Genomic DNA, 10,388 nt, shown 5'->3' with positions numbered 1-10,388 from the left:
AACACCGGAGGATCGGCGTCAGAGCTGAGTTCGTAGGTTCCGGAGAATCTGGAAGATATTGACATGAAGAGTATTTCCCATTAATTGTCAGCTGTCTGCCAGTTATAGAGCCTAGAGCTCTGCCGTGTTGGCAGTCAACTGTCAGTTAGGCTGTCAAGATGACCGCGGTTGAAGACCGGCCGTTGCGGGCGGATGCCGCCCGCAACGTCGAGCGCATCCTGTGCGCCGCGCGGGACGTATACGGCGAGTTGGGCCCCGACGCGCCAGTTGAGGCCGTCGCGCGCCATGCGGGTGTCGGCGAGCGAACCCTCTACCGAAGGTTTCCGACAAAGGGCAGTCTGGTTCGGGCTGCGCTGGATCAATGCGTTGCCGAGGACCTGACGCCAGCGATCAACGAGGCCCGTCGCGCGGACGACCCGCTGCGCGGTCTCACTCACCTCATCGAGGCGGCGATATCGCTGGGTGCCCGTGAACATAACCTGCTGACCGCCGCGCACCGAGCGGGGTCACTGACGTTCGACATCTCGGTTTCACTCAACGAGGCGCTGGGCGACCTCGTCGGCGCAGGTCAGCGAGTCGGCCGGATCCGCGCCGACCTGGTCGCCGACGACCTACCACGCCTGATCGCGATGCTCTATAGCGTGCTCGCGACGATGGATTCGGACGGCGAAGGCTGGCGACGCTACGCGGCTCTCATCATCGACGCGATATCCACCTCCGACGCGAAGCCGCTCCCTCCGGCCCCTCCCCTTCGCATTTCCGAACCCAGCAGCTGGCGCGTATAACCGATTTCAGTTGATCGTCACCCCGGCGTCGACCTTGAATTGAAGCCCGGTCACATATCTGGACTCGTCCGAAATCAGGAACAGCACCGCGTTGCTGACGTCTACGGGTTCGACGGCCGGCGTCGGCATCGCATTGACGAAGATCGGTATCAGGTCGGACCGCTCCTGGCCCAGGACCGTTCCGAAGGACGGCGGAATCATCCCGGTATGCGCACCGGTGGGAAGCACGGAATTCACGCGTACATTTTGCGCCGCCAGTTCGTTGGCCAACGCCAGCGTCAGGCCGACGACGCCGTATTTGGCCGCGGTGTAGGGCGTTTGTAGCGGAAAGCCCTTAATGGCACCGGCGGAGCTAATGTTGACCAAGCTGCCGCCGCCCTGGGCGAGGAGGTGGGGTAGCGCGGCCGCGCAGGTGTTCCATACTCCGATCAGATTCACGTCGACCACGGTGCGCCACTGATCAGCAGTCGTCTTGTCCCATTCCGCCACCGTCAGCACACCGGCATTGGCCACCGCGCCGTCCAGTCCTCCCAGCTCGGTGACCCCACCGTCGACGGCAGAGCGTAGCTGTTCCTCATTGCGGACGTCGGAGACGTAACCCACACAGCGACCGCCGAAATCCTTTACCAGCCTTACTGTTTCGGCTAGGTCCTGTTCGGTGGCCAAGGGATATTCAAGCTCTGGGAGAGATTGGCAGATGTCGACCAGGATGAGATCTGCTCCTTCCTCCGCGAGCCGCAACGCATGGCTGCGCCCCAAGCCGCGGGCAGCTCCGGTGATGAGTACGCGTTTACCGGCAACGCGTCCCGAGGGTGATGCCGTCACGGCTTAGGTCACCTCGCGGTCGTTCCACATCAGCCCGCGCATCGTCGCAGACTGGGGAATATCCTCCACGGCGATCAGTCCCTGGGGCGCGCGGCACACCCAATCGATGGCATTGACTACCCGCCCCGCCGTCGAGATGCAGCCGGCGTCGGTGGAATCGAGAACGGGATGCGAAACGTGCGTGTTAATCTCCACCCGCGGTTCACCCTCCACGACAACACGGTGTACGCCGGTGTGACCGTCGGGCGGGAACTCCCATTCTGGTGCGGCGGCGGTGGTCAGCCTGGTGACGTGCTCGAGGGTGATCACCGGTTTGCCGTCGCGAATACCCTCGGTGGCAAACCGAACCGCAGCCATCTGTCCAGGCTCGACCGTCATCATTGTGCAGTCGATGCGTTCAAGGGTGAACCAGCGTTCGCTGCGCTGGCGGACCTCGTCGAGTTTGATGTCGAGGTTGTCCGCCAAACTGCGTACCTGACCGCCCCACATCGACATGATTACTCCGGGCAGGAATAACATCGGCGGGTCTTGGTCCTCAGTCATTCCGAAACCCATTGCTGCGCCGGTGAACTCGGCATCATCGAAGTTGCCGTAGTCGAAGATCTCTTGCACGGTGATCGACGAGACGCGGGTGGTCAGGCTGACCGCTGAATGCACCAGCGTATCGCCGGAGAATCCGGGGTCGATTCCGTTTACGTAGAGCGAGGAATTTCCGGCCTCACAGGCGCGCTCCAAGGGCACCCGTAGCCAGTCATCGGCGTGGTGGGGGGTGACCAGCCAGACCATCGACGTAGCGACGACATTCGTCCCCGCCGCAAGGAATTTGGCCATCTGTTCGATGGCTTCCATCGGCCGGGTCTCGCCTTGAGATGTGTAGACAACGCAATCGGCGCCCAGGCCCACCAAGGCGTCGATGTCGTCGGTGGCGATGACGCCGGTGGGCTCATCCAGCCCACAAAGCTGCGCCGCGTCCCGGCCGATCTTCTCAGCCCTGGCGGCGTGCACCCCGACCAGGTCTAGATCGGGTCTACCGATGAGCGCTCGCAGCGAATGCCGACCCACGTTGCCGGTGGAGAATTGAATCACTCTGCGCATTGCTACTCTGCTCCTTTCGCGGCCCAGGGTCAGTAGTCGGGTATCGGCAGCGGCGAATTGTTCGAGTCGATGCCGCCGTCGACGTGAAAGGTCGCGTTCGTCGCATAACAATCGCGCGTGCACAGATACACCGTGAGCCGTCCCAGATCCTCGACGTCGCCCAGCCGATGCAGCGGCGTAGCCTCTTGCATCTTTTCCAGCGACCCGGGCATCAAGTCCAGGCTGCTTTGCAGACCGTCCGTGGCGAATGAACCGAGTGCGATGGCGTTGACGCGGATCTTCGGCGCGAGTTCCTGTGCCATAGCGCGCGTGAGCGCTTCGAGGCCACCCTTCGCCACACAGTAGGCGGTCAACGCCCGAATCCCGAACCGGGCCGAACCCGACGAGATATTGACGATGGAACCGTGGCCGGCACTGAGCATGTGCGGGGCCACGAGCTGACTCATGATGAAGGCAGAGGTCACACACCAATCGAACGTGTGCCGGAAATCCTCGTCGGTGATGTCCAGAAACCGCGCGTATGTCGACCCACCGACGTTGTTGACGAGGATGTCGATGCGACCAAAGTGCTCGATGGCCGTATTGACGACACGCTCACCGTCCGAACGACTTATTGCATCCGCGACCAGTGCCAGCCCCTTGCCACCGGCATCCTCGATACCCTTGATCGAGCCGACGATTTCGGACTCGGTGCGAGCGGTCCCGACAATCGTGGCACCGGCCTCTGCCAACACCCGCGCGATGCCCGCCCCGACGCCGCGCCCGGCGCCCGTGACGATCGCGACCTGTCCATCCAGCCGGAACTGCTCCAAAGCCATGCCGGGCTCCTTACTGTGACGTGTGCGCGGTTCAATCTAAGGACGTAGCCTGACTATAGTCAATGAATGCACAGGGGCCGGGGTGGCGCCGACACGTCCAGCGCGACGACGGCCAAGTCAGACAAGCCTTTTCTGAGGAACACAGGTCATAATGTTTGGGTTACTCTGGTCACTTCTGGGTGAGTCAGGTCAACTGTGAGGAAAGAAATGGCTGTGACGGACAGGCCGTCTGCGCGAGAAGCCAAGCGCTTGCAGACGCGGGAGCGGTTGATGGGCGCCGCGATCGCGGAGTTCACCAGGGCTGGCCTGGCCGAAGCCGACGTCAGCGCCATTGTGGCGGCAGCCGGGGTCGCCCACGGAACCTTCTTCTTCCACTTCCCCACCAAGGAACACGTTCTGCTGGAGCTGGAGCGCCGCGAAGAGGCCCGCATTGCCAAACAGTTCGCGCAATTCTTGAAGTCCAAGCACGATCTGGCTTCCGCCTTAACCGAGGCCGTCCGCCTGGTGGTCGGATTGGAACATCGACTGGGCTACCTGCTATTCAATGACTTTCTTGCGCTGCACTTTTCGCAGACTCGTCCGCCTACCGAAGATGGCAGAGATCACCCCTTGATCGTCTTGGTGGCCCAGGAGATCGCGCTTGCTCAAGAACGCGGCGAAGCGGATGCGCAAGTCAATCCCATGAACAGTGCGGTGTTCTTCCTGCTGGGTCTCTACGCTCTGTTGATCACCACCAACCACTGGCCGACCGGCCACGCGCTGCTGGAAGACTATGTCGCGCGCACGTTGCGGAGCATGCGGCCCTGACCCAGCCGCATCACGGGCGTATCACGCCGCGCAGCGGCATGAGTCCGAGCTCGTTATGGGACATGAAACCCGGCGCGGCGTCGCAGACTGCGGGAATGGCGTTCGCGGGGCCCATCGCGGTCCACGTGTAGCCTGGTAACGCGTAACCGCCATCCGAGTCCTGCGCCCCTTGCAGGATCAGCTCAGTGGATGAGTCACCCTCGATCACAATGCGGTAGTGATAGTGCTGAGGCCAATCCTCCTGTGGCTCAATGGCATCGTAGGTGTCCATCGTGTAGATCTCGTGAAAGACGATGAGCGGCCGGCCCTCCACCCACGCTGTCCACTTGTGATGCTGGCGGGCGACGGTGCCCGCTTTGATCACGCCCTTGAAGCCCGGCATGTCGCTGCTGTCCCCGCCTTCGAAGGGGATGTCACGCGTGGCGACCCCCAACTCCACTTCCGTCGTGTACTTGTCGACCGTTTTGCCCATGTGCTCGACGATCATTGCCATCGACTGAGCGAACAGTGGCCAGGCTTGCCCCAGCAGATTCGGGCCGTCCTCGAACCCGGCGGGATCGCTCCCCATCCCCATCTCGAATAGGTACTTCAGGGTGTCCCTGCCGAAATTCACGACTTCGTAGATGTGGATGGTGTCGATCTGGCTGACGATCCGCGCCACCGTCAGGACCAGCAGGTCTCCCGCGAAACCGGGATTGATACCACCTGCGTGGAACGATGTACCGCCCTCGAGGCACGCGGCGTGGATCTTGTCGATATCCGCCTGGCTGTGCTCGGTTCGATACCACCATGCGCCACCGGACGCGACCACATTTTTCCCGCCGCGCAGCAGGCGGCAGACCTCGTCGGGATCAGACCACAGCGGCGCATAAAACACGCAGTCGGCATCGAGAGCCTCGATGGCCGCCTTGTCGTCGGTCGCAAGCACTCCGGTCGGCGGTTTACCGCAAAGCTCGCCAGCGTCCTTGCCTACCTTCTCCGGACGATTGCAGAGCACTCCGACCAGTTCGTAGGCCGGATTATGGGCAAAATGGCGGAGCGCCACCGTTCCGACGTTGCCAACGCCCCATTGGATAACGCGATACTTCCGCTCGGCCGGTGACTTTCGCGTCGCTGTCTTCTCTTGGGCGAGCGTCATTGCTACTCCTTTGCCTGCACCGACACCAAGACGAACGAGCGACTCTTCGCCGGAGTGCACCGGGCCGACGTCAGAGGCTGACTCGCCCGACATTTCACCAAGCCTTAGCGGCTGAGCCTAGGCTCCTCTTGAACATCGTGTCAACGATTTAGCAGCTGACTCCTGTCAGTATGGGATCAGATGGCGCCTGCCGCAGCCAGCGGTAAGACAGCCCGGCCGAGTAGTCGCTCCGCTGCAGCGACCGAGGACTGTAGACAAGCGATCTTGTGATGAAGGTGGCGGGCATAGTCCCTCAACACGACTCGACCAGAATTCGGCGGTTCGCCCTTGACGAGCAGGCCGTTCTGCTGAGTAAAGTCAGCGAGTCGAGTCGCCTTGCATCCGGTGCTGATTGGCAAGCACTATCCACCTGCGAGCAGAACGGTTCCCACCCATGCTTCAAGAACCGGAAGATCCTGGTGACCGGAGGTACCGGTCAGATCGCGGGCCCGATTGCCGAGGACTTCGCCCGACACAACGAGGTGTGGATCGCGGCGCGGTTCAGCAATCCGGATCGGAAGGCGCAACTCGAGGCGCTCGGAATCAAGACTTGTGTGTGGGATATGGTGATTCCATATGGCATCTTCGATGTCGCGAAGCGCCGCCGCATATTCCGGACATGCCCCGACGACGTCATCGAATGACGCGCTCGCTCTCATATCCGGGGTCGGTAGACATCGTGACACGCGAACTGTTGCGAATCCTCAGCGGACGATTGTCGCGCTGCGCGATCTGCCGCAACTTGCGCTTGAACGCAGCGATCGATCGCGGTTTCGACGAGGCGACGGTCAAATATCTCGAGGACCCGGCTAGTAGCGATCTGCCGGCCCGCCAACAGATTGTGCTTCGCTTCACGAAGGCGTTCCTCACAGATCCGGTAGCCTTTGGGAACTCCGAATGGACGGAGTTGCGTAGCTACTACTCGCAAGAGCAGGTGGCGGAGTTGATCCTCGATCTTGTGCGGTTCCGACCGGGCTCGAAGCTCGTGATTGCTGCTGGTCTGGAACCAGAAGATGACGAACTCGTCTATAAGTAGCCGACGGTCAGCCAACCTCAAGGGCGTCGTCGCACACGCTGCTCGCCATCTCGGGCGAAGACTGACTATAGTCAGTCTACTATGGTGCACGAGCGTCCCCAATTTAACCTCTGATGAGGAGGGTTCGTGAACCTGCCGAAGCTGCAACAGCGCAATTCAGGCGGCGTTGGCACCGCCGCGAGAGAAAGCGGCTCTGCCACACCGGGACTGACGTTCGACGAGCACCTGGAGCAATCGCAACACGCGCAGCAGCAGGCCGACAGATGGCTCATCTCTGGCAGTCTCCTCATCGGCACGGCGGCCTTGGGCATCTTTGGGTTGCCGCTGTTCCTCCGGGGCGTCCGCTTGTTCCGCCGGGCGCAACGCGATGGCCTCTCGGTTCGGCCGATGCTGGTCACGTTGCTCGGGTATCTAGTCATCATCGACGCGGCGATCAATACCGTGGGATGGGCGCTCGACCTGGTGGCAAATCACTCTCTGCTGGCCCGCGTGCTACTTAACGGCTGGGGCAACATGTTCGATGCGGGCTACTTCTGGCACTACAACGAGTTGTGGGTCGGCGGAGCGGCGGGCCCTGGCGAGAAAGCCTGGGAAGTCGGTCTTATCCTGACCGTCTTCACGATGCGCATAGCCGCCGCTATCGGCTTCCTGCAGATGAAGCGCTGGGGTCATCAGTGGATGGTCATCACGTGCTGGATGGGCGTGGTCATCTGGATCGGCTACGTCTTCAACATGACGATGTTCGCCGACGTACGCTTCGCCGGCGTCGTCTTGCCCGTCGTCGGCTGGTGGCTCTACGACATCTTTTACATCACCCCCTTCCTCGCAATCCCCTATCTGCACACCGTCAATCGAGAACTCTTCTCCGACTGACGGCCCACGTGGATATTTCGATGATCGTCATCACTGAGCGAGCGTCGGCGAACCGGGCCGGCCACTGGAGAATTCAGTTGCATAAGCGGGTGTTTCGATATCCAGTCGGACTAGACAGACATCCGCCGCGACGGTTACCGTTGACTTCAATCAGTAAAACGACGGCTATGGGCGGACTATGCCACCGGCTGACAGCTCCCAATGGGACGGGTGTGTCAGTACCTCACCGAGGAGGTCAGATTATGGGTTATCTCTGGGAGATCCTTCGTTATGTCGCCGCGTGGGGCGGCACCGGCCTGATCATCTGGTTCTGGTACTGGCTCTTCTCCAACATCGGCACATTCTGACCGGTTCCGGCAATGGTTGAACTCGCCGATGCCCATGCGATGGCGCTCGAACGAAGTTGCGCCGTGACGGCGGTCGCGCTCAGTGAGCAACGCCGCGAAGGTGTCCGGCTCGTCACGGGTGACCGGCGCGCTTTCGGATTGAACGGGAAGCTCACCTTCGTTCATGTCCCCTACCCCGCGATGTCTGACTGGACGCGTAGAACCCTGACCTGCGGTGTGGCCCTGCAATGTTCACCCTCAAAGGACCGCGTCACCGAATACCGTCTGAACGAGCTCTCCGCTCGCGAACTGCGGGCACTCACACTTGTCGAAGCCGGGGTGGCCCTCGGCTGGATCGCGTCGCGCTGGCCGGGGCTGCTGCCCGAGGTCCGACGAGTACTACCGGAGCTCCACACCCAAGCCGGTGACATGGACGCCCCGCAGATGCTCAACCGAGCCGTTGCGTTGGCAGCCAGCGGGCAGGCGCTGACGGTGCATCCGCTCCTGGGCAGCCTGCCGGTGGCCTACACGATGCCGCAAGGTTTGGCCGACAGGTTGCGGCGCAGCTTTGGCAGGATGCCCTGGACGACAACGCAGAAGCGTCTGCCGCGGCCGTACTCGGTTCCCGTCGGCGGTGACGGGGGTGTCCGCAATCCCAACCTGCCGCCGCCGAGCCGGCCGCAGGACAACGACCTCGATATCACCCCCGACCACCGGCCCGGCATTCCCTATCCCGAGTGGAATGCGTGGACGAAAAGCTTTATGCGAGACCACGTGGCCGTTCTCGAGCGGGCACACGCCAGCCGCAGTCGCCAACCCGGTTTTATCTCCGCCGACCTTCGGAAGTGGTTTGCAGAACATACCCATCGGGCGATGGAGAATCGCCTTGAAGATGGCTCCGACCTGGATGTCGAACAATACGTAAGCCACTACGTCGACAGGGCGACCGGCGAGGCGAGCCAACCCCGTATCTTCCGCGAACTGCTGCCCAGCGGGCGAGACGTCACCACCGCGCTGCTTCTCGACGGGAGTTCATCGTTGGGAGTGCACGGCGGCCGGATTTTCCGACTGGAATTGGCTTGTGCCGATGCGCTTTCGCGCGCGATGAACCGTGCGCGCGAGCGCCACGGCATCTTCATGTTCACCGGAAACACCCGGCACCGCGTCGAAGTTCGGTGCCTGAAGGACTTCGCGGACCCCCGGTTTGTGCCGCCAAGCGGCCTCGGACTTCAGACCAGTGGATACACCCGACTCGGTGCGCCACTTCGCCATTTGACGAGCCGACTTCTCGAGCAGCCGTCCGAACGGCGCCTGCTCATCGTCATCGGCGACGGTCTGATCTCCGATGAAGGTTACGAGGGCCGTTATGCCTGGGCCGACGCTGCACACGCGGTCGAGGAGGCCAACGACGCGGGGGTGTCGATGTACTACGTGGGCGTTGGACCAACGCGCGTCGATCCCCTCCCGGAGGTGTTCGGTCCCCGCCGTTCTCAACGGATCCGGCGCGTAGAGGAGCTTCCGCGGGTGCTGGCTCATGTCCATCGTGAATTGGTCGCCGCATGACGAAGTACACCGGGGACACCTATCTGGCAAAGGGCAACGAAGTCCAGTTGTTCGAGCAAGCCTTCCGCCAGCGCATACCGGTGATGCTCACCGGTCCGACCGGGTGTGGCAAAACACGGTTCGCCGAGCACATGGGCCTGCTGTTGGAGCGGCCGGTGGTCACCATCAGTTGCCACGACGATCTCACCAGCTCTGATCTCGTGGGCCGCTTCATGGTGACCGGCGGCGACGTGGTCTGGACCGATGGCCCGTTGACCCGAGCCGTCAAAGCCGGTGCGATCTGCTACCTCGACGAAGTCGTCGAAGCTCGCCACGACTCCTTGGCCATCCTGCATTCGCTCACCGATCACCGGCGATCGCTATACCTCGACCGTGCCGGCGAGGTCGTCAAAGCGCCGGACGCGTTCATGCTCGTGTGTTCGTACAACCCCGCATATCGCAGCTCACTCAAGGAACTCAAACCGTCGTTCCGCCAGCGGTTCGTCACGCTCGAGATGACGTATTTGCCACCCGACCGTGAGGCCGAAGTAATCGTCGCCGAAGCCGGAATTCCCATGGCCACCGCACAGCGGCTGGTCGGATGCGCAGTCGCGATCCGCACCGCCGACGAAGCCTTTCACTTCGAACCCCCGTCGACCCGGGTGCTGGTCACCGCCGCGCGGTTGATCGCCGCCGGCGCAACCGAATTGGACGCGGCCGACGCCTGCATCCTCGCACCGCTGAGTACCGACGGCGCCGTCACCGACGGTCTACGTGAAGTCGCGGCAGCCAGCCTGGCCACCTCGCCCTAGGAAGGAGCAACCGGCATGGATCGACAAGAGGAAAAGCGCAAGAGGGCGCTCATCGTCTTCCAAATCGTCATCTACGGCTACCTACTGGTGATGTTCGGAATCCAGCTCTATATGTCATTTGCTCGAGGGTGGTGGGATTTGTGAATCTCCCTCTGCTCAACCGGCTTTCGGGCAACACCTCGGTCAGCCTTGAAGATCACCACGACGAATCCCGCCTGGCTCAGCGTCGCGCCGACAAATGGATGATCATCGGCGCCGCCTTGATGGGCATGTGGGCTCCGGGTCTGATCGG

Annotated in this window: 12 protein-coding genes; 8 read left to right on the top strand and 4 right to left on the bottom strand. The window is 62.1% G+C overall.

The genetic code is table 11. The annotated features are described in order from the left end of the window. Window positions 1-158: 158 nt before the first annotated feature. A complete protein-coding gene (locus VML93_RS04485; protein ID WP_325608095.1) occupies window positions 159-785 on the top strand; it encodes a helix-turn-helix domain-containing protein in 627 nt (208 codons plus the stop codon). Window positions 786-791: 6 nt separating this feature from the next. Here the strand turns inward: VML93_RS04485 and VML93_RS04480 are convergent, their stop codons facing one another. Genes VML93_RS04480 through VML93_RS04470 form a run of 3 tightly spaced genes read right to left on the bottom strand, consistent with a single transcriptional unit; the run spans window position 792 to window position 3,523 of the window. Then, the gene (locus tag VML93_RS04480; RefSeq protein ID WP_325608093.1) at window positions 792-1,610 is read right to left on the bottom strand and encodes a mycofactocin-coupled SDR family oxidoreductase; all 819 of its coding nucleotides are present in this window, start codon (window positions 1,608-1,610) and stop codon (window positions 792-794) included. A 3-nt stretch (window positions 1,611-1,613) separates the two neighbouring features. Further along, window positions 1,614-2,705, bottom strand: a complete 1,092-nt coding sequence (locus VML93_RS04475; RefSeq protein ID WP_325608091.1) for a dihydrodipicolinate reductase — start codon at window positions 2,703-2,705, stop codon at window positions 1,614-1,616. Between the two features lie 29 nt (window positions 2,706-2,734). Further along, complete coding sequence (locus tag VML93_RS04470; protein ID WP_325608089.1) at window positions 2,735-3,523, bottom strand: SDR family NAD(P)-dependent oxidoreductase; 789 nt, start codon at window positions 3,521-3,523, stop codon at window positions 2,735-2,737. A 207-nt stretch (window positions 3,524-3,730) separates the two neighbouring features. On the opposite strand from VML93_RS04470, the gene VML93_RS04465 reads away from it, so the two are divergent. After that, window positions 3,731-4,330, top strand: a complete 600-nt coding sequence (locus VML93_RS04465) for a TetR/AcrR family transcriptional regulator (protein ID WP_325608087.1) — start codon at window positions 3,731-3,733, stop codon at window positions 4,328-4,330. 10 nt (window positions 4,331-4,340) lie between these two features. On the opposite strand, the gene VML93_RS04460 is transcribed toward VML93_RS04465, so the two are convergent. After that, window positions 4,341-5,468 (bottom strand): dihydrodipicolinate reductase, encoded by a 1,128-nt coding sequence (locus VML93_RS04460; protein WP_325608085.1) that lies wholly within the window; start codon window positions 5,466-5,468, stop codon window positions 4,341-4,343. A gap of 458 nt (window positions 5,469-5,926) precedes the next feature. Here VML93_RS04460 and VML93_RS04455 point away from each other — a divergent pair, with 458 nt between their 5' ends. The 6 genes from VML93_RS04455 to VML93_RS04430 all read left to right on the top strand — a co-directional run bounded on the left by VML93_RS04455 (window position 5,927) and on the right by VML93_RS04430 (window position 10,240). Then, on the top strand, window positions 5,927-6,151 hold the full coding sequence (locus VML93_RS04455) for a hypothetical protein (RefSeq protein ID WP_325608083.1): 225 nt from the start codon (window positions 5,927-5,929) through the stop codon (window positions 6,149-6,151). A gap of 35 nt (window positions 6,152-6,186) precedes the next feature. Then, entirely contained in the window at window positions 6,187-6,543 is a 357-nt protein-coding gene (locus tag VML93_RS04450; protein ID WP_325608081.1) for a hypothetical protein, read from the top strand. A gap of 126 nt (window positions 6,544-6,669) precedes the next feature. Next, on the top strand, window positions 6,670-7,416 hold the full coding sequence (locus VML93_RS04445; RefSeq protein ID WP_414686278.1) for a hypothetical protein: 747 nt from the start codon (window positions 6,670-6,672) through the stop codon (window positions 7,414-7,416). Between the two features lie 359 nt (window positions 7,417-7,775). Continuing rightward, entirely contained in the window at window positions 7,776-9,305 is a 1,530-nt protein-coding gene (locus tag VML93_RS04440; protein ID WP_325608079.1) for a MorD protein, read from the top strand. After that, window positions 9,302-10,096 carry a CbbQ/NirQ/NorQ/GpvN family protein gene (locus tag VML93_RS04435; protein WP_325608077.1) on the top strand — a complete coding sequence of 265 codons (795 nt, stop codon included), beginning with the start codon at window positions 9,302-9,304 and terminating at the stop codon, window positions 10,094-10,096. Before VML93_RS04440 ends, VML93_RS04435 begins: the two co-directional genes overlap by 4 nt. 15 nt (window positions 10,097-10,111) lie before the next feature. Beyond that, entirely contained in the window at window positions 10,112-10,240 is a 129-nt protein-coding gene (locus tag VML93_RS04430; protein ID WP_325608075.1) for a hypothetical protein, read from the top strand. Window positions 10,241-10,388 lie beyond the last annotated feature (148 nt).

This window comes from Mycobacterium sp. (genome assembly GCF_035499775.1).
In the GTDB taxonomy this organism is placed as follows: Bacteria; Actinomycetota; Actinomycetes; order Mycobacteriales; family Mycobacteriaceae; genus Mycobacterium.
Note: the sequence above shows the minus strand (reverse complement) of the source record. Positions and strands in the feature narration are given on the sequence as shown.